Genomic DNA, 21,967 nt, shown 5'->3' with positions numbered 1-21,967 from the left:
TGGGCGTTGAAAGATGTCAGGCTTCGGATCGGGTTGCCGCACGTGCCGCGCATCTGGCAAGCGGCGCTTGGCGCTCGTTGGAGTGGCGAGGTGACCCGGTGCGGGCAAAAGGTCGGGGCCGCAGGAAAAGGATCGAACGCTGCTGCGCGTTCCATCGGAGGCAGCGGGCGCTCGAAGGAAAGCCTTGCCCCCGCGAAGCGAAAAATGCCGATGGGAAGACATGTGCGATCAATACAATGAAGGCCTGTCTTCCCATCGGCAGGTGGGAAGGAATCAGGCCTTCTTCGCAACCACCTTCTTGTGGTGGTGATGATGGTAGTGATGGTGGTGCCGGTGATGACGCTTGCGGTAATGATGGTGATGCTTCTTCATCGGAGCCGCGTCGACGCTGGTCGTGCCTAGGATCGGCATCGTGAACGCCAGGGCCAGAGCCAGCCCGAGCGCGGAGAGGAGGGACTTCTTCATGACTTCGTTTCCTTTTTACGCGGGCGTTCCGGAATTCACCGGACCAAATCGGTGACCCCAAGCCTCGCGATCGGCACTATCCTCCTGGATTTTTTCGACAATTTTTCCGGACTGTAGATTTTTGTTTCTGGATCGTTTCTGGCTGAATCACGATCGCGCCGCGCGCCTTTCGGACGCGCAAAGGCGCTTCATCATCATGGTCTTTGGAGCCCGTGCGCCGGCCTCGCGCCTCACATCGGCGGAGCGACGCCGTGATTGCCGACCACCACCCGGCGAGAAACGAGCTTGCCGTCGCTGCCGCGTTCGGCGCTCACAAACACCGCCATACCCGGCTTGAGATCCGCCGGCTTGGCCGTCGCGAATTTCACGATCGGCGTCAATTGCGGAATGGCGATCTCTTTCTTCTGGCCGTTGCTGTAGGTGAGCGTCACCGTCCGGCCGCTGACCTCGGTCACATCGGCAACAGTGCCATTCGTCATCCGGCTGTTGGGTTGCAGGTCCCAGGCGCGATCGCCTTCTCCCGTTCCCTTCAGCGCCGCCGGGAAGATCACGACTTCCAGCGCGCCGCTGCCGCCATCGGCCTTGGAAACCGATGCGATGCCGAGGAAATCGCCCTGTTTGATATCGGCGGCTGATGCCTTGGCAACGCCGGAGATCATCAAATCGGGAGAAAGGGTGACCGCGTTGGTCTTGCCGTCGCGGCCTTTCACCGTCAGCGACGTTCCGGCGAGGTCGACCACCGTGCCGCGCACCCGCACATTGTCCGCCAGCGCGGCGCTCGCAAGACTTGAAATCGTGCCGAGCACAATCGCGAAGAGTTTTAGTTTCATGGCATCCGATCCTTCCAAAGGGTTTTGATGCCGCCCGCCGTCGACCACTGACAGAACCCTAACGATTTGGAGCAGGCAAAATGCTGGCGGGTCCGGCTTTCACCGCTTCAAAAGAACTTGATTGGCCGCCGCGCCACCTTACATGTCGGTGGCTTGCGGCCTCGGCCTCCGGTCGACAGGACCGGTTCACGATGGCGTGACGGCCGCAACGGTCCCTCTTGGCAAATCACCTGTTAACGGCCATTCTCCCGCCCGTCTCAGGCAACGCCACATTTCATCGGTCTTGTTTCATCCCAAGGAGTTGCCATGCCCAACACCGCACGAAACGCTGTTTCCAACGACATCATTGCCGCGTCCGGCCTCAATCCGCTGAAAGCCGCGCGCGAAACGAGGGGATATACGATCGAGGAGCTTTCCTTAACCTGCGGCTTGGCCGTTGGTGAGATCGTCGACATCGAGGACGGCAAGGACGCCGATCCCGCCAAGCTCAGGCGTATAGCTTCCGCGCTGCAGGTGCCGGAAGAGGAATTGATAATGGTGCCGGCCTCGGAGAACTGGCCCACACAACAATAAGGGCGCCCAAGCGTCCAAACGAAAAAGCCCGCCACGGCCTCGCCTGGCGGGTTTTTTGCGCCCTCGGCCCTCGGCGCACAGTTGCCTGGCTCTTGCCAACAGCCGAGACGCCATGTGCCAATCCCGACCGGCGTCGCGATTCGGTGGCGCCGCCGACATGTCTGACGAGAGATCGCTCATGAGCTTGGAATCGGTCCGTGCCTTCTTTGCCGAACATGCGCCCGACATCGAGGTCCTGGTCACGGCAGCTAGCTCGGCGACCGTGGCGCTGGCGGCGGAGGCGCATGGCGTGCTGCCGGCGCAGATCGCCAAGACCATCTGCCTGCGCGTCGGCGATGAGACCATGCTGGTCGTGACCAGCGGCACCGCCAGGCTCGACAACCGCAAGTGCAAGGACACGCTCGGCGGCAAGCCGCGCATGCTCGACGGCGAACAGGTGCTGGCGGCGACCAGCCACCCGCCGGGCGGTGTCTGCCCGTTCGGCCTGCCCGCGCCGCTGCCAGTCTATTGCGACGTGACGCTACGGGCCTTCGACGAGGTCGTCCCCGCCGCCGGCGCCACCAATGCCGCCGTGCGGATCGCGCCTCAAAGGATGGCCGATCTGGTCGACGCCGAATGGGTCGATGTGTGTCAGTAGAGGATTGGTGAAGAACGACTTTGGGGTCAAGTCTCAGGTTCAAAATGGTCGGAGTGGCCGGATTCGAACCGACGACCCCTTGACCCCCAGTCAAGTGCGCTACCGGGCTGCGCTACACTCCGGACCGGGTGGCGATGTATCGTGATAACCCCATGCGGGTCAACCGAATTCAGCGGCTATTTCGCCGATGATAGTGCCGCAGCAGGAATGGTCCGCGCCAGCCGCAATTGCTTCTGGTGCCGGTACTCCAGCGCGATCGCCCCCCAGATCAGCCCAAGCAGCAGATAGAGATGGCGCCAGTGGTCGATGTCGATGAAGGTGCCAAGCCCGATATTGCCGAGATAGGCGACGTAGGCGCAAAGCAGGTAGGGCTGCCAGGGCCGGTCGCGCAAAAGGATTCGGAAGCCGGCGCAAATCGTCCACAAGGTCAGTGCAAGGAACGAGACGAAGCCCAGCCAGCCATAGTCCATCAGCGCCTTCAGCCAGATGTCGTGCGTGTCCTCGCCATAGATCGTGCCGAACACCAGCGGTCCGATGCCGAACGGGTGCTCCAGCGCCAGCTGGAAGCCGATCGCGTAGCGGGCGAAGCGGCCGAGTCGAGCGGTGTCGTAGCTCTGCTCGAGATGGGCGCGCTGCGTGAACATGTCCGACACGCCGGGCAGTTGCAGGATGACGAGGATGGCGATCGCCAACAGCGCGACCGCGGCAATCGTCATCACCACGATCCTCAGCCGGAACATGCCGCTGGCGCTCTGCAGGAACAGGCAAGCGGTGAGCAGCACCGCCGACACCGCGAACATACCCCAGGCGCCGCGCGAGAAGGAGAAGAAGATGCCGGCGGCGATGATCAGCAGCGGCACCGCAAGCAGCGGCATGCGCGACACCGAACCGGTGAGCAGCAGGTAGAGCAGATAGGTGCCTGGCAGCACCAGGAACGGCCCGAACACGTTCGGATCCTGGAAGGCGCCGGCGGCGCGGTCGTATTTGGTGAACATCTCCGCGCCGCCCGGGAAGGCATGGAAATAGCCGGCGATGCCGAGCAGCGACGTCGCGACCGCCGACACCACATAGGCGATGAAGATCAGCCGGTAGAGGCTGGGCTGCGTTGACGTCACCGAGGCGAAGAAGACCGAGCTGAAGGCGAGGAACAGCGAGACCGCGAGATAGAGCGGCGTGTTGGCGAGCTCCACCATCTGCGTCATCGCGATCATGCCGCCGATGTTCATCGCCACCAGGAGCACGAGCAACGGCAATATGGCCCGCGATACTTTCAGGCCGAACAGCGCCCAGACGGCGATCAGCCCGGCCATGTAGATCTCGTAGGGCGCGGGCTCGCTGATGACGAAGCCGGAAAGCAGGATGCCGACGACGATCGCGGCCGACGAGATCAGCGCGATCAGCTTGGCGTTGACAGCCGAAGGCGGCAACCCGTTGACCGCGGCCGCCGGCAGGTCATGCGCGACGGCGCTCAATAGGCGTTTTCCGTGTTGAGCAGGCGAGCCGGCGTCAGGAACAGGATGCGCAGGTCGAACAGCATCGACCAGTTCTCGATGTAGTAGAGATCGTATTCGGTGCGCATGCGGATCTTTTCATTGGTGTCCATCTCGCCGCGCCAGCCGTTGATCTGCGCCCAGCCGGTGACACCCGGCTTCACCTTGTGACGCGCGAAATAGCCGTCGACCACCTCGTTGTAGAGCAGATTGTGCGACTGGGCGGCGATCGCATGCGGGCGCGGCCCGACCAGCGACAGCGAGCCGAGCAGCGAGTTGAAGAACTGCGGCAGCTCGTCGATCGAGGTCTTGCGGATGAAGCGGCCGACGCGGGTGACACGCGGGTCGTTCTTGGTCACCGTCTGCTTGGCGGTCGGGTCCGATCTGTCGGTGTACATCGAGCGGAACTTGTAGACCTCGATGATCTCGTTGTTGAAGCCGTGCCGCTTCTGCTTGAACAGCACCGGACCCTTGCTGTCGAGCTTGATGGCGATCGCGGTGGCCACCATCACCGGCGAGAAGAGGATGATGCCGACAAGCGAGAAGATGATGTCGAAGCTGCGCTTGGCGACCGAATCCCAGTCGTTGATCGGCTTGTCGAAGATGTCGAGCATCGGCACCGAGCCGATATAGGAATAGGCGCGCGGGCGGAACTGCAGCGCATTCGAATGCGCCGAGAGGCGGATGTCGACCGGCAGCACCCAGAGCTTCTTCAGAAGCTGCAGCACGCGCGATTCGGCGGTCAGCGGCAGCGACACGATCAGCATGTCGATGCGCGCGATGCGGGCGAACTCGATCAGCTCGGAAATGGTGCCGAGCTTCGGATAGCCGGCGACGATGGGCGGCGAGCGCTTGTCCCCGCGGTCATCGAAGATGCCGCAGATGCGGATGTCGTTGTAGGGCTGCTTCTCGACCGAACGGATCAGCATTTCGGCCGACTTGCCGCCGCCGACGATGACGGCGCGGCGCTCCATGCGCCCGTCGCGCGCCCAGCGAGTGATCAGCCTGGACATCACGAGTCTCAGGCCGAAGATCAGCACGAAGCCGACCACGAACCAGGTGCCGAACAGAAGGCGTGAATAATCCTGCGACGCCTTCATGGCGAAGGCGGTCAATGCCATCAGCGCGAAGGTGCCGGCCCAGACCAGCAGCACGCGGCCGAAGCTGGCGACCGGGCGCATCAGCGCCGAGATCTGATAGCAGTCGCTGACGTCGAGCAGCACCACCGCCAGGAACGGCGCGGCCGTGATCGTCAGCGGATATTGCCAGGCGAGATAGCTGAAGAAGCCGACAAAGTAGAAATAGAGGCCGAGCCCCGACAGGAACAGCACCGCGAACTCGACCATGCGCAGCACGCCGCTGACCATGATCGGCGACATCGTATCGCGCCGGTACTGCGAAGCGACCTGGCGTGCTACGTCATTGATGCCGCTTGGCACCTGGCCCTCCGCCGGGCCGTCGAATTTGCGCACCGCATCCATTGAAAAACGATGCGCGGGATCGATCTCGTTCATGGGATTGTCCGCGAGCTACGCGCGAGTGAATAGCAAAAGAGAGCTAAGAAAGCCTTGAAACAACCAGTGGTTTTGAAGCTGTATTATTGTCAGCGACGACTGACGGTCCTTTCGTCTGGACCAAATTAGTGTTGGCTAAAGTTCTAGCGCTGCGAATTAGGCCTGCTCTACCCCGGTCGCTAAGACGCGGTTGCCGTAAGGTGTCGCGGTGCCGGCGACATTGGGCTCAGCTTCATCAGGGCACCGAGGTCGGAAGTCGATCGCGCCATCCGCGCTACGGCAGAGGCCGATGTCTTCCAGTTCGGTGGCGCTTAGTCTCTCAAGGATGCGGCGATCCCGATATTTTGCCGCTGCGTTCGCGAGCGCGCTTCTGGCGACCCGCATGGCCGCGGCGACAAGGCGCGCCACAAGCTGGAGGGCAGTTTGGAGGGTTTGCATCGTCTTTCTCCATTGTGAACGGTGGGACGATGCGGCTGCGCGGATGGAAAGTCCTTGATGCGATCCTGAAATCTTCTGTAGCGTTTCCTTAAGGTCAAATTCAGGATTGGCGATGGCGCTGTCCTTCGGCGATTTCGTGCTGAACGAGCGGGAGCGTTCGCTAAGCGGGCCGCGCGGAGCGATTGAACTCAGCGCGCGCAGCATCGACATGCTCTTCGTGTTCCTCGAGCGGCCCAATATGCTGGTCGAGAAGCGCGAGTTGTTCGATATCGTGTGGCCCGGCGCGATCGTGGAAGAGAATACCCTCCACGTTCACATATCGGCCCTGCGCAAGGCCCTCGGTCCAGACTTTGTCGCAACTGTCCATGGCCGCGGCTACCGCTACGTGGGCCCGATCCCCACGCGTATCCAGGAGCGCATGGCGCCAGCTGCTCGCTCCCGCGGAAATCTGTCTCTGTACCGGCCGGAATGCATTGCCCGGGACGCTGAGATGAGAGGGCTCATGGAGCTCGTCAGCCAATACCAGTTGGTTACGACCCTTGGCCCCGGCGGCGTGGGCAAGACGACGCTGGCCCTGAAAGCCGCCGAGGAACTCGCCGACGATTTTCAAGACGGTGTCTGGGTTGTGGACCTGGCATCGGTGCCCGATGGCAGCTTTGTCGAGAGCGCGATCATGCAGGTGCTCGGCATTGCCGTCAGAACCGACACCACACCGCTGCTCTCTATCCTCGACATGCTGCGGCCACTGGCCGGGCTGCTTGTTCTGGACAATTGCGAGCACGTCGCGCATGCCGTTACCAACGTTGTCCGCTCCTTGCTATCCGATGCCACGATGCTGAGGATCATCACGACCTCGCAGGTGCCTCTCGGACTGAGCGGAGAGCATATTTTCAAGCTCGCGCCGTTCGCCGTCGAAGCAACGTCCGAAAGCGGCCGTTCGGCTGCCGAGATGTTCCTTATCCACTGCTATGAAACGCGGGGCGAGACCCTCGCAGCCGACGAATTGCCTCTCGTGCGGCAGCTTTGTGTGCGCCTCGATGGCGTCGCTCTTGCTCTCAAGATGGTGGCGGCAAGATCGGTCACTCTCGGCCTCGCCGAGGTAGAACGCCAGCTGGCCGAACGCATGGGGGAGCTTTCGACAGGTTGGGGCGACACACCGGGCCGGCATCGGTCGCTGGCGGCATCGCTTGAGTGGAGCTATGGGTTGCTCGCCGAGGGCGAGCGGAGGGCTCTGCGGGCACTTGCTGTGTTTCAGGGCAGCTTTGCGTTGGACGGTGTCCGCGCCGTGGTCGGCGAGCATGCCGATGACCACTTGTCTGAGCTGGTCAGGCGATCGCTGATCACGCGCGACAGCGGAGATCGCGCCCGCTACAGATTGCTGGAGACGACCCGGCACTTCGCCTTGCAGGAATTGGCCAGGCACAACGAAGAGCAGGATGCACGCTCGCGCTTGGCGAACCATGTCCGGAGTCGCTTCGAGGAAAGCCTCGCTCGATGGGAACTCATCCCGGACGAAGCCTGGGTGGCAGCCTATCGACCGGATACGGACAATCTGCGCTCGGCCCTTGAGTGGGCGAGATCAACAGCCGATTGGGTCCTGTTTGTCGGTCTGGCTGCTGCCAGTTATCGCTATTGGATCGAGGCTCAACTTGGCGGCGAGGGCCTCCGATTTGCCGAAGCTGCGGTCGCCTTCGCTGATGACGTCAGTCCACACTTTCGCGGCCGGCTTCTCCTTGCGGCTGGAGAGCTGGCAAGGATCAATTCCCGGGACCTGCGTGCGATCGAAGCGTTGGACCAGGCCGTGGAGCTATTCGACGCCGACGCCGACGATGAGTTGCTTGCCCAAGCTCTCGTTCTCCTTGGCACCACGCTCAACTTCGCCGGCCGTCGTTCGGAGGCTGCGCCGGTTTTCGTGCGGCTCGAGGCGCTGTCGAGCAAGCTTGCGCCATCAAAGCTGAAGGCCTGGTCACTTGTTTCGATTGGTTTGTGGCTATTGACGAGTGGAGAAGACGTTGCCGGAATGGCCAAATGCCAGGCAGGATTGGCAATGCACCGATCGTCCGGAAACGAGCGTGGCCTGTTCCGGTCGACAATGTATCTGGCTGAAATTATTCACCGAAAACAGGACCATCAAGGCGCGCTGGCGCTCGCCGAAGGCATCCTGCCAACCCTGCGTGAACGCGGCAGCTCGCTTGAGCTTGGCGCTCAGCTTAGCAATCTTGCCTGCTATTCTATGGCGCTCGGCAACAGCGAGGCGGCCAGGGACGCCATCAACGAGGCGTGGAAGTATCTCCCGCGCGATCACGCTTCCTGGCACTGGTGCATCATCCAAAACGCTACTGAACTCGCGGCTCGAGATGGAAGGTTCAGCGACGCCGCGCTCATGCTCGGCTTTGTCGATCATTGCTTTGATGATTGGCCCGACGGCCGGCAGCCTACCGAGGCTGCCCAGCGGGAGCGGGTCGAGGCCATTTTGTCGGCGCGGCTCGAACCGAAACTCTACGCTGCTCTAAGGGCGAGAGGCCGGTCGTTGAGCTTGTTCGAGGCGGACGTTCTTGCGGATTTCGAGCGATGATTTGCGGCGTCCAAGTCGAACCCTAACCGCGCAGCGCCGCGAAATAAGCCTTCTCGATCTCGGCCGCCATCACGTCGGCGCCGAATCGCGCCTTCAACTCGGCACCTTGCGGCATCAGTTTCCGGTATGCGCCGGGATCGTCGAGAGCCGTTCTGAGCCTGTCGGCAAGTTGGCCGGCCCGGTATGCGCCGGGATCGTCGAGAGCCGTTCTGAGCCTGTCGGCAAGTTGGCCGGCATCCGGCCGGATCAGGGCAGGGGAGGTCTCGCCGAATATCTCGGGAATGCCGCCGACTGCCGTGGCAATCATCGGCCTGCCGGCAGCCAGCGCCTCGAGCACGATGTAAGGCATCGCTTCCGCGCGGGACGGGACGACGATCAGCGCGGACAGCGCGAAGGCTTCTCTGGCCGGCATCGGCGGCAGGAAACGGACATGGCCCTTCAGTCCGAGTCGCTCCACCTGAGCGTGGTAGTGCGGCAGGTCGTCGCCGTTGCCGACCATCACCGCGCTCAACGGGCGGCCGAGCTCGCTGCCTGCCTGCGCCAGCGCATCGATAAAGATGTCCGGACCTTTGAGGTCGCGCATCATGCCGATGTATAAGAGATCGGCGGCATCGGCGGCCGTCACCACCGGCTCGAACTCGACGGCGCGCAGGCCGTTATAGACCAGCCTGTTGGGGATGGGCGGCTCGCCGACCTTCCGACGATAGGTTTTCCGCTCATAGTCGGAAACGAACAGCAGGCAGTCTGTGAAGCGAGCCATAAGACGCTCCAGCGCGAAGAACAGCTTTCCGGTGGCCGTCGTTTCGTCATAGTGCAGCGAGCCGCCATGCGGCGAATAAAGGCGGGCCACGCGATACCTTGAAACCCGCAACAGTGAGCCGAACAGACGGGCATAGGCACCACCCTTGGCGCCGTGCCCGTGCAGCACGTCCGGCCGCAATTCCTTGATGATTCCATATGTGCGCCAGGCCGCGGCGATGTCGCCCGGCCCGACATGACGCTGCATCGGCGTGCGATGTATGCCGAGCGCCAGGCTCTCCTTCATCGCGTCGAACAGCCGTTCCTCATAGTCGCCCCCCGTCGTCGAATCGCAGACGATGCCTACGGAATGGCCGGCGGCGACCTGCGCCTCGGTCAGGTCGCGCACATGCCGGAAGATTCCCCCGACAGGTGAGCGGAAGCAGTGGACGATGCGGAGGTGAGCCGCCACGTTGGTTTTCAGAACAGGCGTTCGCGGACGTAGACGGTGTCGCCGGGCAGGAGCGGGTCGGATGTCTGCACCCTGCCGGTCATGACCTTGCCGTTGATATCGCGGGTGATGTCGACGCTTTCCTGGTTGGCGCGCGGCGTGAAGCCGCCGGCGATCGCGATCGCCTTCTGCACGGTCAGACCCGGCACATAGGAATACTGCCCCGCGGCGCCGACTTCGCCCATGACGAAGATCGGCCGGTAGCGATCGATCTCGACCGAGACGTCGGGGTCGCGCAGATACCCCTGGCGCAGTTTGTCGGCGATTTCCTTTTCCAGCTGCTGGGCGGTGTGGCCGCGCGCCGGCACGGCGCCGACAAGCGGGAAGGAGACGTAGCCGGATTGGTCGATGCTGTAGGTGTTGGTCAGCCCGTCCTGCTCGAACACCGTGACGCGGATGCGGTCGCCGGCGCCGAGCCTGTAAGGCTGGTCGAGCACTTCATGAAAGGCGGCGGGCGTCGGGCGGTAGCTGGAACAGCCGGTAAGCAGCGACAGGGCAAGCATGGCGCGAAAGAGATGAGCAGTGCTTTTCATGATCGGACACGAACCTTCGTCGCTTTCGCCGCCAGTGTTGCGGCCAACCCCAGGAAGTGCGTCCGTTATCATCCTGTTAGGGTTAATGGCCGGTAAAGGACTGCGTTCGGAAGGGGTGACGGCCGGCAAAAAACCCAATCGTTCTATTGCTTTCGCTCGATGTTCTTTGAGTGTCTTCTAATAAGGACGCACTCTGATCTTAACGGCTGAGTTACCATAGTTGTTTACGGTCCATCCTCGACTCAAAGTTCCGGAGCAGGATGCATGTCCGTTCAGTCCGCGGCCGCAGATGTCGATGTCGATCTGAGACAGCTCTTCGCCAGCCTGGCGAGGAACTGGCTGCGCATTGTTCTCGTCACGCTTGTCGTCACCGGACTGGCCTTTGCCTTCGCCTGGCTGGCGACGCCGCAATATAAAGCGGTGGCCAAGCTGGAGATCGGGCCGCGCGAATCGGTCTTCACGCGGCCGGCCGGCACAACCAACGACGACAAGCCGGCGACCGACGAGGAAGCGGTGGCCACCGAGGTCCAGATCATATCGTCCCCCGACATCCTCAAGAAGGTCGCGGCGGACCTCAATCTGGAGAAATTGCCCGAATTCGACGAGGCGTTGAAGATGTCGGCGCTCAGTCGCGCCCTCGTTCTTGTCGGCTTGAAGAGCGATCCCTTCGACATTCCGCCGGAAGAGCGCGTGCTCAAGGCTATGCACGATAAGCTCAACGTCTACGGCGTTGAAAAATCTCGCGTTATCGCGGTCGAGTTCTCCTCGAAGGATCCAAAGCTTGCCGCGCAGGTCGCGGACGCCATCGCACAGGCCTATCTTGCCTCCAAAGGCAACGCGAAGAAGGAATCGAACACTGCCGCCACAGGTTTTCTCGGTCCGGAAATCACCGACCTGCAGAATCGGGTGAAGGAGGCCGAAGCCAAGGTTGCCGCCTACCGCGCGCAATCCGACCTCTTGATGGGCGGCAACAATGCGGTGCTCGCGACTCAGCAGCTCTCCGAACTTTCGAGCGAGCTTTCGCGGGTGCGCGCCAATCGCGCCGCTGCCGAGGCGACCGCCGATAGCGTGCGCAAGGCGCTGCAGGATGGCGGCGCGCTCGACAGTGTCCCGGAAGTTCTGTCCTCGGAATTGATCCAGCGCCTGCTCGAGCGGCAGATTGAGCTGAGGACCAACATTGCCGACCTGTCGACGACCCTGCTGGACAATCATCCGCGCATCCGGGCGCTGAAGTCGCAGCTTGCCGACCTCGAGGGTCAGATTCGCAACGAGGGGCAGAAGATCCTGAAGGGATTGGCGACCCAGGCGCAGACGGCCAAGGCTCGCGAGGACCAACTTGTTGCGGAGGTCAACACGCTGAAGGCGGCGTCGGCCCGCGCCGGCGAGCAGCAGGTGGAGCTCGATGCGCTGCAGCGCGACGCCAATGCCCAGCGCCAGCAGCTCGAATCCTATATGGCGAGCTACCGCGAGGCGGCTTCGCGCGCGGACCGCAACTATTTGCCGGTGGACGCTCGCCTGCTTTCGAAGGTGCAGGTGCCGACTGAACCCTATTTCCCGAAGATCGGTCCGATCACCGGAGCCGCAGCGGCCGCGTCGCTGCTGTTGATGGCGATCGGCACGCTTCTGAAGGAATTGTTCTCCGGCCGCGCCATGCGCCCGGCCGCCGGCGCCAGATTCGAGCCGATCGAGCAGGTGGCGATGCCGGTGGCGCGCACCGAGCCGGCGATTGCCGAAGCCGAGGACGAAGCCGGCGGCGATTCGGTCGCCGACGACCGGATCGGGCAGGGCGCCGCCATGGCGGCAGCGCTTGCCGAGCCGGCGGAGCCAGCCGAGGCGGAAGCGTCTCCGTCGTGGCAGTCCAGGCTGGGCGAGATCGATGTCGACAAGGCGGCTGAAAAGCTGATCGCCTCGGGTGCCGCGCGCGCCATCTTCGTCTCCCCGGAAGGCGACGAGGCCGCCGCTACCGCCGTGCTGGTGGCGCGCGAAGTGTCGGATGCGGGCCTGCGCGTGCTGCTGCTCGATCTCACCGCCTCGGGCGCCGCCTCGCGTCCGATGCTGGACAGTGGGCTTTTCCCCGGCATCACCAATCTCCTCGCCTCCGAAGCGCAGTTCAGCGACGTCATCCACCCGGATCTCTACTCGGACGCCCATGTCGTTCCCGTGGGCACAGCCGATCCCGTCCGCGCCATGCGTGCCGCCGACCGACTGCCGATCATCATGCAGTCACTGACCACGGCTTACGACCTCGTCGTCGTCGAATGCGGCCCGGCCGATGCGCAAGGCATCAGCCGGCTTGTAGGCGACTGCACGGAAGTCTTCCTGTCGATGCTCGAAGCCGATGACGAGGTGACGCAGGCGGCGGTGAAGCTGATCGAGAACGGCTATCCGGACGTCACGCTGGTGACCCCGGTCGGCCATGAGCCGGGAAATCCATTGCCAGGGCGCCAGTCGGCTGCATAGGGCTGAGCGCGCCAATCGGGCTGGTCTGCACCTGCCGCAGCGCTTGCTAAGAATCGCCCCGAGGTACCGGGGGAAGAGACCGAGACGGCGACGAATCGAGCACGGTTCAGTCGGTGCCGGGTGTGATAGTCGTCGGCTGCAAGAACCGAACCAGGACATTTCTCGGCAGATCGAGCACTTTACATCGGCAGCGGAGCACCTAGTTTTAGAGTTTCGCGCCGTGCACTTTCGTGCGGGGATGATCGAGAGCGGGACCGTGAACTCTAGGCCGGTCCCTCAAAAACTCCCAAAAGGATGGTTGCTATGACACAGGCCAAGAATGGCGACACTGTACGCATCAACTATACCGGACGTCTGACCGACGGCACGCAATTCGATTCTTCCGGCAGTGAACCGCTGCAATTCACACTAGGTGAAGGACAGGTAATTCCCGGCCTCGAAACCCATGTCGAGGGCATGGAGGTCGGCGCGAAAAGCACCGTCACCGTTCCCGCCGACGCCGCCTATGGCCCGCATCGTCCCGAAGCGGTCGTAACCATCGACCGCGCCAGCGTGCCGGAAAATATCAACGTCGATATCGGCGCCCAATTGCAGGCCCGCACCCGCGAAGGACGTGCCATGCAAGTAACGGTCATCGGTGTGGACGACGCCAGCGTCAAGCTCGACGGTAATCATCCGTTGGCCGGAAAGGATCTGGTATTCGACGTTGAACTGGTCGAGATCGTTCAGGCGGCGTAGCTGGAACTCGAACGACTGCTCAGGGTCATGTCAGAGCGCTGCTTGGAAAGCGTTCCCGAATGGCCCTCCGAGGGAAGGGCAAGAGATCGCGAACGTCAAGGCGCGCGATCGGTCAGAGCGCTGGCCCCTTCCTGCGCGGCGCAATGCGCGCAGCAGTAGATGATGTCGCCCTGCTCGACGCCATGCCCAATGATCCGCACACTGCAATGAGGGCACGTCGGCGCAAGCTTCTGGATCGCGCACTCGAAGCTGTCAAACGTATAGGTTTGCCCGTCCAGGCTAACTTGGAATACCTTGTCGTAGTCATTGCCGCATTGGTCGCACTTGGCCATGGCCGTTCTCCTTCTGAGTGCGAAAACCTCTCGGCACTCGATAGGTTCCGCCCAAGGACCTCAGGACGTCGGCCTGCTTGCCCGGTCAACCGGAGTTCGACGGCGATAGTGCGACTCTTTCCAGGCTAACCGTCGTCCTCGGCTGCAGGCGCGGCCGCCTGGCCGGCCGCTTTCCGGCGCAGCATCTTGGTCAGTTTCCAGACCGTTGGATTGTTCTTGATGAAGGCCTTTGCCCGGGCGCCGTGGCGGAGCCCCGTGGCCAGCGCCCGGCCCTTCAGCGTCAGCGGCGCCAGCACCTCGAAATGCTGGACCTCGATGTCGCACCAGAGCCGCTTGTAAGGTTCGTCGCCGACCGAGAAGTCGTAGACGTCGAACCCTTGCTCGCAGGCTTCCTGGATGTTGTCGAAGAACAGGAAGTCGCCGGGGCTAGTGAAGGCAAGATCGTCCTCGGCGATCGCCCCGAACTCGCAGATCAAGCGCTTGCCTGAGCGGCTGGAGCCGGTGACGGCGCGAATTTTCCCCGCTACCTCCAGTCCGTGCAGCAGGAAGGATGGCTTTTGCTCGGCAAGCGCGTCGGCGAACAACGCCCTGAAGAAGGCCCGCACGTCTCCATCGCCGAAGACGTTGGCTATGCCCATCTTGGCGAAGCGCACCTCCTTCATGTCGAAGAAAGCGTCGAGCAGCTTGTCGACTTCCTTGCGGCTTCGCGCCTCGATGCGGCCGAAGCTGCCGACAACCTCGAACTTGCGTGTCTGCGAGCGATGCTTCTTGCGCTTGCGCTTGCCGCTCGCGCGGATAAGCAGCGCATCGAACCCGCCGTCGAGATCGACCGCCAGCGCCAGGTTCGGGCTCGGGAAATTGGGCAGCGCGGCGAGCGGATTTGCGACGCCGTCGAGATCGGGCAGCAGCCGCTCCAGCGAAACGAGGTCGATGTCCGGCCGCGCCTTGGCGATTGCCGAGAACAAGGAGCGGATCGCCGGACCGTCGATGGCAGGCAGCGACCGCGGGTCGACCGCCGCGAAATTGCCGTTGGCGTGACGTCCGCCGGCGAAGCGAGCGATGCGGAAGGGGCGGCTTCGCACCACTTCCAGCGCCAGCGAAAGCGCCGGTCGACCTTCGACGTTCAGCGTGGCGACCACCATGTCGGCCTTGGTCTCGGCCGTCCAGTTGCGCATCCAGGACGCGCTCTGCGCCGGGGCAAACAGCGCCGAAGCGCAGAACTCCGCATAGCCGGTAAGATCGGCGCCGTCGCTCACCGCCGCCGTCAACCGGCCCTGGCTCGAGGCAGGCGCACGCGCCGGCGCTTCGTTGGCAGCGACCCGATTGCCGTCAAATGACGCGGCGGCGTCAACCATCCCTCAATCCTTAAGACGTATTGGTTGCAACCTGGGGTTCGCATAGGCGCAAGTCGTGCTTGAATGAGCCTAGGCGCAAAAGGTGAAGGAATGATCGACGGGGGCGAGGCGATCCGCAAACTGGCCTTGAACGTTGCCCGCTACACCGGCCTCGCTCCGCTGGCGAAGCCGTTTGTCGGCGGCATCGGCGCCATCCTGATGCTGCATCGCGTGACCGCGACGCCCGAGAAGCCGAACAGCGTCAACAGTCACCTCAACATCGCACCCGGCTTTCTCGATACCCTCATCGCCGACATGAAGGCGGGTGGCTATGCCTTCATCGGTCTCGACGAGGCGATCGAGCGGATAAGCTCAAGGGGCAAGGGCGGCCAATTCGCCGCCATCACCGCAGACGACGCCTATCGCGACAACATGACGGAAGCGCTGCCGGTTCTGGAGAAGCATCGCGCACCGATCACCATCTACGCCGCGCCAGGCCTCATCGACGGCACGGCCTACCTCTGGTGGGACGTGATCGAGGATATCGTCGACAGGAGCTCGCGTCTTCGACTGACGACGGCAAACGGCCCGACGGTGATCGACTGCTCCACGCAAGGCCGAAAGATTCAGGCCAATGCGCGCCTGACCGCCTGGCTGACCCTTGAAGTTCGCGAAGAAGAGCAGGGCGCCGCGCTGCGCGAATTGGCGCGCTCCAACGGTATCGAGCTTGGCACGGGCCGTCCCGGTACCCTGATGAGCTGGGACGAGATCCGCGCGATGGCGGCGCATCCTCTAGTGACGATCGGCGCGCATACCATCAATCACCGCAACCTCAAGCGGCTTTCCGAGGCGGACGCGCAGCACGAGATCGACGACGTCCGCCGCATTCTCAAGGAAAAGCTCGGGCGGGAGCCGCACCATTTCGCTTACCCATACGGCTATGCCAGCGCGGTCGGCTGCCGCGAGGTGGGTTTTGTCCGAGACGCCGGTTATGCCTCGGCGGTGACGACCCGGCACGGCGTGCTGAGAGCCGAGCATGCCGGCTTCCTGCACGCGCTACCGCGCATTTCCGTCAACGGCCGCTACCAGAGCGTCGCCCATATCCGCACGATGCTGTCGGGTCTGACAACGCCGCTCGCCAATGCCGGCAAGATGGTCGTCACGATCTAAGGCATTTCAGCTTTTCTGAGGCGGCTCGATGATCAGCCATTTGATGATGCCCATTGCCGGCAGCACCCAGAGCAGGCCGGTGAGCAGGAAGAACAGAAAATGCGCCAAGGAGCCGTATTCGGCGAGCCTGGTGACCGCGATGGCCGAAGCGATCAGCGCGTAGACGATGACCAGCGCCACCAGCAGGATGGTTCCGATCAGCTTTTTCAGGCGAATGGGCATGTCGCGGTCCCGTTGACCCGTCTCGCTTAGGCCGAACGGAAGGCTCGTGCAACCGTCTCCGGCCAGCGCGACGGCGTGCCGCGCTGTCCGGCCTTGCCAGCGAGGCGGTCATGGTCCACCAATCCCGCGATTTCAACTGCCGGGAAATTCCCATGGCTGCCATCATCGCCACGGCCCCATCCGCCGCCCGCGACCGCGATCTGCATAACCGCGCGCTGGTGCGCGGCTGGCTGTATTTCGTGCTGCTGGTGCTGCTTGCGCTGGTGTTGGTCGGCGGCGCCACCCGGCTTACCCATTCCGGCCTGTCGATCACCGAGTGGCAGCCGATCCACGGCGTCATCCCACCGCTCAACGACGCCGAGTGGCAGGAAGAATTCCAGCGCTACCAGCAGATCCCCCAATATACCGAGCTCAACAAGGGCATGAGCATCGAGGCGTTCAAGTCGATCTTCTGGTGGGAATGGGTGCACCGCATCCTCGCCCGCTGTGTCGGCGTCGTCTTAGCCCTGCCGCTCCTGTTCTTCTGGGCGACCCGTCGCATCGAACGCGGCCTCGGACCGAAACTGGTTGGCATCCTTCTGCTCGTCGGCCTGCAGGGCGCCATCGGCTGGTGGATGGTGGCTTCTGGGCTCGTCGACCGAGTCTCGGTCAGCCAGTATCGGCTGGCGACGCATCTGACGATCGCCGCCATGATCTTCACAGCGACCATGGTGGTCGCGCGGGGCCTTGCGCCGCATTCGGAGCCGGCCGCCGACCGCTCGACACAGCGGCTTGCCGGCTTCATCGTTCTTTTGGCCCTGATCCAGATCTATCTCGGCGGGTTGGTCGCCGGCCTCCACGCCGGTCTCTCCTACAACACCTGGCCACTGATGGACGGAAAGGTGATCCCGGCCGATCTCCTGCTGCTGAAACCCGCCTGGCTGAATTTCTTCGAGAATCCGAAGACGGTACAGTTCGTGCACCGGCTCGGCGCCTACACACTCTTTGTGGTGGCGCTCTGGCATATGGTCGCACCGTGGCGGCGCCAGCCCGGCACGACCCATACCCGCCGCGCCACGCTTCTGTTTTTGCTGGTGCTGGCGCAAGCCTTAATCGGCATCGGCACGCTCCTGATGCAGGTGCCGCTGCATATGGCGCTGACCCATCAGGGTTTCGCGCTGATCGTGCTCGGCTTTGCCGCCGCGCATTGGCGCGGCACCAAGGGTGCTTATTCGCTGCCTACCGAGATCGCCGTCAGAAGCTGAGGCGCACCTTGCGGATGGCTTCGGCAACTGAAAGCTCGCGCGCCTCGTCGACCGCATTGCCGTCCTCGCGATGCCAGGAGGCGGACAGGCAGCCATAGGCGATCGCATGGTCGAGGATCGCGCGCGGCGACTGTCCGTGCGTTTTTCCAAACACTTCGGCATATGCGCGACGCGGCGCGGATCGAGGCAGAGATCGTCGCGGTCGAGCGGATTGTAGAACATGTTCGCCGCATCGAAGCCGGGGTTGCCGAGCACGCCCTTGGGATCGATCGCCAGCCAGCCGCGCGGCCCGTACAGGATATTGTCGTGATGCAGGTCGCCATGCAGCGGCTTGACGTCATGCGGATCGGCAAGCAACCGCTCGGCGGTTGCCGCCGCTTCGACGTAAAGCGTGTCCCGGCCGGCGCCGCGGTCGGATTTGGCCGCCCGAAACAGGCTGATAAATCTTTCATGCAGCGGCTGCAGATCCGGCGGCGGAGTGTCTGTCGAAGGCGAAAGCAGCTTCGCCATCACCTCGGCCGCGATCGCGGTCGCGGCATCATCGCCATGCTCGGCGAGGTGCTGCGAGAGCAGCCGGTCGCCGGCATATTCGAGCAACATGCGATTGTCTTCGCGGCCGAGCAGGCGAACCGCGCCTTCGCCGCGCCGCCAGGCCAGAAAATGCTCGCCGCGCAACTCGTCCGCGACATCGTCGAACGGTTTCAGGTCCTTGACGATTGCCGGCGAGCCGTCCTCGCGCGTCACCTTCCAGATGCGGCTGGAGAAGGTCTCGGCAATGAGCTCGGGAGCGCTGACCTTCCAGCGCTCGGGGAACGCCTGCATTGTCGCTCAGTGCTTGATGCCGAGCATCAGGTCCAGGTTCTGCACGGCGGCGCCGGAAGCACCCTTGCCGAGATTGTCGTAGACGGCCAAGAGCAGCGCCTGCGCCCGCTCGTCATTGGCGAACACATAGACCTTCATCCGGTTGGTGCCGTTATAGACCTCCGGGTCGATCTCCGGCATGCGCTCCATATGCGTATAGGGCGCGACCTCGACCACGCCGCCGTCGATCGACGCGTAGTGGTCTGCGATCGCCGCATGAAGCTCCGCGCCCGTCGGCACGCGGTCGAGGCCGCCGAGTTGCAGCGGCACCACCGTGATCATGCCTTGCGCGAAATTGCCGACCGCCGGTTGCATGATCGGATCATGCGACAGCTTCGCATAGGTCCTGAGCTCCGGCACATGCTTGTGCTGCAGCGTCAGGCCATAGGGCAGGAATTCGGGCGCATCCTCGCCCTTGCCGACATAGTCCTCGATCATCGGCCGGCCGCCGCCGGAATAGCCGGAGATGCCGTTGACGGTGACTGGGAAGTCAGCGGGCAAGAGACCGGCGGAGACCAGCGGCCGCAGCGTCGCGATCGGGCCTTGCGGCCAGCAGCCGGGGTTGGCGATGCGTTTTGCGCTGGCGATCTTCTTCGCCTGATCCTTGTCCATTTCGGCGAAGCCATATTCCCAGCCTTCGGCCACGCGATGCGCGGTCGAGGCGTCGATCACCTTGGTCGTGTCGTTCTCGATCAGCGACACGCTCTCCTTGGCGGCGGCATCCGGCAGGCACAGGATCGCGACATCGGCGGCGTTGAGAAATTCGGCCCTGGCCGCGGCTTCCTTGCGGCGCTCGGCGGGAATGGAGATGATCTCCAGGTCGCCGCGGTCGGCCAGCAGCGCCCTGATCTGCAGGCCCGTCGTGCCATGCTCGCCGTCAATGAAGATTTTCGGTTTCATCGGTTACCAAATTCCCTGCGATTTCAAAGTTATATGCCCTGAGCGTTATGCATCACGGCATGAGTGCCGTTGTTCAGGTCCTCGAGCCGCGCCTTCCGTTCGGCAACCAGGCCAAGATAGTGCATGGCGATGATCGATCCGGCAATTGCCGTAATATCGGCATGATCGTAGGCCGGCGCAACCTCGACGACGTCGGCGCCGACGATATCGACCTGGCCGAGCTGGCGCAGCGTTGACAGCATCTTGGCGGAGGACGGGCCGCCGGCCACTGGCGTGCCGGTGCCGGGCGCGAAAGCCGGGTCGAGGCAGTCGATGTCGAAGGTGAGATAGGTCTTCCTGCCGCCGGTGCGCTCGACGATCGCATAGGCGATGTCGGAGGCGCGCATCTCCTCGACCTCATGGCCGTAGATGATCTTGATGCCGAACGTGTCCGGCGCATGCGTACGGATGCCGATCTGGATCGAGCGGTCGGGATCGATGATGCCTTCGTTCACCGCGCGGGCGACGAAGGAGCCATGGTCGATGCGCTTGCCGTCGTCCGGCCAGGTATCCTGGTGCGCGTCGAACTGCACCAGCGCCAGCGGCCCGTGGATCGCGGCATGCGCCTTGAGCAGCGGCCAGGTGACGAAATGATCGCCGCCGAGCGTCAAAAGGAAGGCGCCTGATTTCAGGATCTTGGCCGCCTCGCGCTCGATCGTGCCGGGTGTCTTCTGATGGTTGCCGCTGTCGAGCAGGCAGTCGCCATAGTCGACCACTGCGATCTGCTCGAACAGGTCGCGCGAGAACGGGTATTGCGGATCGTTGTCGAGGATCGCCGAGGCGCGGCGGATCGCCTGCGGCCCGAAGCGCGCGCCGGGACGATTGGTGACCGCGGCATCGAAGGGAATGCCCCACACGACGGCGTCCGCGCCCTTCACGTCCTTCGTATATTTGCGCCGCATGAACGACAGCGCGCCGGCATAGGTCGGCTCGAACGACGCGCCCGTCTTGGAACGGGCGGTGAAGGCGTGGTCGATCTCTTTGTTCGCCATTACGGGTCCTCGGTTGTCATCGGGCAGCCACAACTACAGAAGCGGCACGCAACATGCCAGTCACAGCTTGCGGAGACGGAATGGCGCTCAGTGAGTGCCACGGCAACACAGGATTTGTATCAATATGACCGAGGCCGCCTTGCTCAACCTCGCGCCCCCGCCGGCGGCGACCCGAACCGGAACGATGGCCGGCGAGCGCTTCCTGGTGCTCGACTCCTGGCGCGGTATCTGCGCGCTCTTGGTGGCGCTGTTCCATTTCCCGACCACCTCGATGATCTCGCAGAGCGCGTTTGTCGGCGGCTCCTATCTGTTCGTCGATTTCTTCTTCGTGCTTTCCGGCTTCGTCATCGCCAGCTCCTACGGCAGCCGGCTGAGCGGGCCGGATGAGCTTGCCCGTTTCGCGCTGGTGCGCTTTGGCCGCATCTACCCGCTGCATGTTTTGATACTTGCCGCATTCGTCGCTTTCGAGCTTGTGCGGCTTGCGCTCCCGGCCCTGCACGGAACGGGTGCCGCGCCCTTCACCGGCGGCTTCGACCTCAAAAGTCTCGTTGCCAATCTCTTCCTGCTGCAGGGCATGGGACTCGAAAATCATCTGAGCTGGAATGCGCCGAGCTGGAGCATTTCGGCCGAGTTCTTCACCTACCTGCTGTTTGCCGGCGTCGTCTTTGCGACCGGTCGGCGCGCCTGGATATGGTTCGTGGCCGCCGCTGTGACGGCGCCTTTCTTCCTGCTTGCTTTTTCGACCCGTCATATGGACGTGTCCTTCGATTTCGGCTTCATCCGCTGCCTTTACGGCTTCTCGCTCGGCGCGTTGCTCGCCTGGTTTCAGCACGATTCCATTGCAGAGGCGCGACAGGCGATGGTCGGCCAGGCAGGGCGCGTCGCCTGGACGCTGGCCGAGCTCGCGATGATCGCGGTGATCGGCATGTTCGTTTCGGTCGCCGGAACGAACGACGCCGGCATTGCGGCGCCCGTCGTCTTTGCGCTGGCGCTCTACCTCTTCGCTCATGAGGGCGGTTTGATCAGCGCCCTGCTCTCCAGCCGGCCGATGCTTCTGCTCGGCTCGCTCTCCTATTCGATCTACATGGTCCACATTTTCGTTCAGGCGCGCATGATCAATGTCGGCGGCCTGGTCGAGCGCAAGCTCGGGCTTGGCATCGTCGGCGACATGACCCTGCGCGGCGACCAGCTGACCGGCTTCGGCATTGGCTCGCCCTGGATCGGCTTCGCGGCTTTGATGGCGATGTTGATCGCCGTCGTCGTCACATCATGGTTCACCTGGCGCTTCGTCGAGATGCCGGCGCTGGCGTGGTTCCGCCGCCTTTCCAAACGGATTTGACCAAACAGCTAGCCGGCTTCGTTCACCGCCCT

Annotated in this window: 20 protein-coding genes, 1 tRNA gene and 1 pseudogene; 8 read left to right on the top strand and 14 right to left on the bottom strand. The window is 63.2% G+C overall.

Annotated features, from left to right (window positions below; genetic code table 11):
- Positions 1–273: 273 nt before the first annotated feature.
- Together AU465_RS14335 and AU465_RS14330 are read right to left on the bottom strand one after the other, a co-directional pair.
- The gene (locus tag AU465_RS14335) at positions 274–465 is read right to left on the bottom strand and encodes a hypothetical protein (protein WP_192248432.1); all 192 of its coding nucleotides are present in this window, start codon (positions 463–465) and stop codon (positions 274–276) included.
- 230 nt (positions 466–695) lie between these two features.
- Entirely contained in the window at positions 696–1,295 is a 600-nt protein-coding gene (locus AU465_RS14330; RefSeq protein WP_192248429.1) for a hypothetical protein, read from the bottom strand.
- A gap of 306 nt (positions 1,296–1,601) precedes the next feature.
- Between AU465_RS14330 and AU465_RS14325 the strand changes: the two genes are divergently transcribed.
- The gene (locus AU465_RS14325) at positions 1,602–1,868 is read left to right on the top strand and encodes a helix-turn-helix domain-containing protein (RefSeq protein ID WP_192248400.1); all 267 of its coding nucleotides are present in this window, start codon (positions 1,602–1,604) and stop codon (positions 1,866–1,868) included.
- Between the two features lie 178 nt (positions 1,869–2,046).
- On the top strand, positions 2,047–2,505 hold the full coding sequence (locus AU465_RS14320; protein ID WP_192248397.1) for a YbaK/EbsC family protein: 459 nt from the start codon (positions 2,047–2,049) through the stop codon (positions 2,503–2,505).
- Positions 2,506–2,550: 45 nt separating this feature from the next.
- Here AU465_RS14320 and AU465_RS14315 read toward each other — a convergent pair.
- The 4 genes from AU465_RS14315 to AU465_RS14300 all read right to left on the bottom strand — a co-directional run bounded on the left by AU465_RS14315 (position 2,551) and on the right by AU465_RS14300 (position 6,157).
- A tRNA-Pro gene (locus AU465_RS14315) sits at positions 2,551–2,627 on the bottom strand.
- Positions 2,628–2,681: 54 nt separating this feature from the next.
- Positions 2,682–3,977 (bottom strand): O-antigen ligase family protein, encoded by a 1,296-nt coding sequence (locus tag AU465_RS14310; protein ID WP_192248393.1) that lies wholly within the window; start codon positions 3,975–3,977, stop codon positions 2,682–2,684.
- A complete protein-coding gene (locus AU465_RS14305) occupies positions 3,974–5,509 on the bottom strand; it encodes an undecaprenyl-phosphate glucose phosphotransferase (RefSeq protein ID WP_192248390.1) in 1,536 nt (511 codons plus the stop codon). The genes AU465_RS14310 and AU465_RS14305 overlap by 4 nt, the downstream gene beginning before the upstream one ends.
- A 156-nt stretch (positions 5,510–5,665) precedes the next feature.
- Positions 5,666–6,157, bottom strand: a complete 492-nt coding sequence (locus AU465_RS14300) for a YjiS-like domain-containing protein (protein ID WP_192248387.1) — start codon at positions 6,155–6,157, stop codon at positions 5,666–5,668.
- On the opposite strand from AU465_RS14300, the gene AU465_RS14295 reads away from it, so the two are divergent.
- Positions 6,156–8,522, top strand: a complete 2,367-nt coding sequence (locus tag AU465_RS14295) for an ATP-binding protein (RefSeq protein WP_192248384.1) — start codon at positions 6,156–6,158, stop codon at positions 8,520–8,522. The two genes, AU465_RS14300 and AU465_RS14295, sit on opposite strands and share 2 nt — an antisense overlap.
- A 22-nt stretch (positions 8,523–8,544) precedes the next feature.
- Here the strand turns inward: AU465_RS14295 and AU465_RS14290 are convergent, their stop codons facing one another.
- Positions 8,545–9,732: a glycosyltransferase gene (locus tag AU465_RS14290; RefSeq protein ID WP_192248381.1), complete on the bottom strand. Its 1,188-nt coding sequence runs from the start codon at positions 9,730–9,732 to the stop codon at positions 8,545–8,547.
- An 8-nt stretch (positions 9,733–9,740) separates the two neighbouring features.
- Positions 9,741–10,304, bottom strand: coding sequence for a polysaccharide biosynthesis/export family protein (locus AU465_RS14285; RefSeq protein WP_192248378.1), 564 nt, complete (start codon positions 10,302–10,304; stop codon positions 9,741–9,743).
- A 264-nt stretch (positions 10,305–10,568) separates the two neighbouring features.
- Here AU465_RS14285 and AU465_RS14280 point away from each other — a divergent pair, with 264 nt between their 5' ends.
- Together AU465_RS14280 and AU465_RS14275 are read left to right on the top strand one after the other, a co-directional pair.
- Positions 10,569–12,764, top strand: a complete 2,196-nt coding sequence (locus tag AU465_RS14280; protein ID WP_192248375.1) for a GumC family protein — start codon at positions 10,569–10,571, stop codon at positions 12,762–12,764.
- A 303-nt stretch (positions 12,765–13,067) separates the two neighbouring features.
- Positions 13,068–13,502: an FKBP-type peptidyl-prolyl cis-trans isomerase gene (locus AU465_RS14275; RefSeq protein WP_192248372.1), complete on the top strand. Its 435-nt coding sequence runs from the start codon at positions 13,068–13,070 to the stop codon at positions 13,500–13,502.
- Between the two features lie 95 nt (positions 13,503–13,597).
- On the opposite strand, the gene AU465_RS14270 is transcribed toward AU465_RS14275, so the two are convergent.
- Positions 13,598–13,834 (bottom strand): metallothionein, encoded by a 237-nt coding sequence (locus AU465_RS14270; protein WP_192248369.1) that lies wholly within the window; start codon positions 13,832–13,834, stop codon positions 13,598–13,600.
- A gap of 125 nt (positions 13,835–13,959) precedes the next feature.
- The gene (locus AU465_RS14265; protein WP_192248366.1) at positions 13,960–15,189 is read right to left on the bottom strand and encodes a GNAT family N-acetyltransferase; all 1,230 of its coding nucleotides are present in this window, start codon (positions 15,187–15,189) and stop codon (positions 13,960–13,962) included.
- 90 nt (positions 15,190–15,279) lie between these two features.
- Here AU465_RS14265 and AU465_RS14260 point away from each other — a divergent pair, with 90 nt between their 5' ends.
- A complete protein-coding gene (locus tag AU465_RS14260; protein ID WP_192248363.1) occupies positions 15,280–16,338 on the top strand; it encodes a polysaccharide deacetylase family protein in 1,059 nt (352 codons plus the stop codon).
- Between the two features lie 6 nt (positions 16,339–16,344).
- On the opposite strand, the gene AU465_RS14255 is transcribed toward AU465_RS14260, so the two are convergent.
- Positions 16,345–16,560 (bottom strand): DUF2842 domain-containing protein, encoded by a 216-nt coding sequence (locus tag AU465_RS14255; RefSeq protein WP_192248361.1) that lies wholly within the window; start codon positions 16,558–16,560, stop codon positions 16,345–16,347.
- Positions 16,561–16,712: 152 nt separating this feature from the next.
- On the opposite strand from AU465_RS14255, the gene AU465_RS14250 reads away from it, so the two are divergent.
- Entirely contained in the window at positions 16,713–17,804 is a 1,092-nt protein-coding gene (locus AU465_RS14250; protein ID WP_192248358.1) for a COX15/CtaA family protein, read from the top strand.
- On the opposite strand, the pseudogene AU465_RS14245 reads toward AU465_RS14250, so the two are convergent.
- The 3 genes and pseudogenes from AU465_RS14245 to speB all read right to left on the bottom strand — a co-directional run bounded on the left by AU465_RS14245 (position 17,794) and on the right by speB (position 20,596).
- Positions 17,794–18,626, bottom strand: a pseudogene (locus AU465_RS14245) (aminoglycoside phosphotransferase family protein). The gene AU465_RS14250 and the pseudogene AU465_RS14245 sit on opposite strands and share 11 nt — an antisense overlap.
- A 6-nt stretch (positions 18,627–18,632) precedes the next feature.
- A complete protein-coding gene (argC, locus tag AU465_RS14240; protein ID WP_192248355.1) occupies positions 18,633–19,565 on the bottom strand; it encodes an N-acetyl-gamma-glutamyl-phosphate reductase in 933 nt (310 codons plus the stop codon).
- Positions 19,566–19,594: 29 nt separating this feature from the next.
- Positions 19,595–20,596, bottom strand: coding sequence for an agmatinase (gene speB / locus AU465_RS14235; protein ID WP_192248352.1), 1,002 nt, complete (start codon positions 20,594–20,596; stop codon positions 19,595–19,597).
- A 124-nt stretch (positions 20,597–20,720) separates the two neighbouring features.
- Here speB and AU465_RS14230 point away from each other — a divergent pair, with 124 nt between their 5' ends.
- The gene (locus tag AU465_RS14230; RefSeq protein WP_192248350.1) at positions 20,721–21,935 is read left to right on the top strand and encodes an acyltransferase family protein; all 1,215 of its coding nucleotides are present in this window, start codon (positions 20,721–20,723) and stop codon (positions 21,933–21,935) included.
- The last annotated feature ends 32 nt before the right edge of the window (positions 21,936–21,967 follow it).

The organism is Mesorhizobium silamurunense, from assembly GCF_014843905.1.
In the GTDB taxonomy this organism is placed as follows: Bacteria; Pseudomonadota; Alphaproteobacteria; order Rhizobiales; family Rhizobiaceae; genus Mesorhizobium; species Mesorhizobium silamurunense.
The sequence above is the reverse complement of the archived record's forward strand: the minus strand, read 5'-3'. Positions and strand labels throughout refer to the sequence as shown.

Coding starts and splice junctions, on each gene's coding strand:
- AU465_RS14285 (WP_192248378.1), bottom strand. CDS start 10,304: ATGAAAAGCACTGCTCATCTCTTTCGCGCCATGCTTGCCCTGTCGCTG.
- AU465_RS14305 (WP_192248390.1), bottom strand. CDS start 5,509: ATGAACGAGATCGATCCCGCGCATCGTTTTTCAATGGATGCGGTGCGC.
- AU465_RS14335 (WP_192248432.1), bottom strand. CDS start 465: ATGAAGAAGTCCCTCCTCTCCGCGCTCGGGCTGGCTCTGGCCCTGGCG.
- AU465_RS14255 (WP_192248361.1), bottom strand. CDS start 16,560: ATGCCCATTCGCCTGAAAAAGCTGATCGGAACCATCCTGCTGGTGGCG.
- speB (WP_192248352.1), bottom strand. CDS start 20,596: ATGGCGAACAAAGAGATCGACCACGCCTTCACCGCCCGTTCCAAGACG.
- AU465_RS14250 (WP_192248358.1), top strand. CDS start 16,713: ATGGCTGCCATCATCGCCACGGCCCCATCCGCCGCCCGCGACCGCGAT.
- AU465_RS14330 (WP_192248429.1), bottom strand. CDS start 1,295: ATGAAACTAAAACTCTTCGCGATTGTGCTCGGCACGATTTCAAGTCTT.
- AU465_RS14320 (WP_192248397.1), top strand. CDS start 2,047: ATGAGCTTGGAATCGGTCCGTGCCTTCTTTGCCGAACATGCGCCCGAC.
- AU465_RS14265 (WP_192248366.1), bottom strand. CDS start 15,189: ATGGTTGACGCCGCCGCGTCATTTGACGGCAATCGGGTCGCTGCCAAC.
- AU465_RS14260 (WP_192248363.1), top strand. CDS start 15,280: ATGATCGACGGGGGCGAGGCGATCCGCAAACTGGCCTTGAACGTTGCC.
- AU465_RS14300 (WP_192248387.1), bottom strand. CDS start 6,157: ATGTCGATGCTGCGCGCGCTGAGTTCAATCGCTCCGCGCGGCCCGCTT.
- AU465_RS14275 (WP_192248372.1), top strand. CDS start 13,068: ATGACACAGGCCAAGAATGGCGACACTGTACGCATCAACTATACCGGA.
- AU465_RS14325 (WP_192248400.1), top strand. CDS start 1,602: ATGCCCAACACCGCACGAAACGCTGTTTCCAACGACATCATTGCCGCG.
- AU465_RS14280 (WP_192248375.1), top strand. CDS start 10,569: ATGTCCGTTCAGTCCGCGGCCGCAGATGTCGATGTCGATCTGAGACAG.
- argC (WP_192248355.1), bottom strand. CDS start 19,565: ATGAAACCGAAAATCTTCATTGACGGCGAGCATGGCACGACGGGCCTG.
- AU465_RS14295 (WP_192248384.1), top strand. CDS start 6,156: ATGCTCTTCGTGTTCCTCGAGCGGCCCAATATGCTGGTCGAGAAGCGC.
- AU465_RS14270 (WP_192248369.1), bottom strand. CDS start 13,834: ATGGCCAAGTGCGACCAATGCGGCAATGACTACGACAAGGTATTCCAA.
- AU465_RS14230 (WP_192248350.1), top strand. CDS start 20,721: ATGACCGAGGCCGCCTTGCTCAACCTCGCGCCCCCGCCGGCGGCGACC.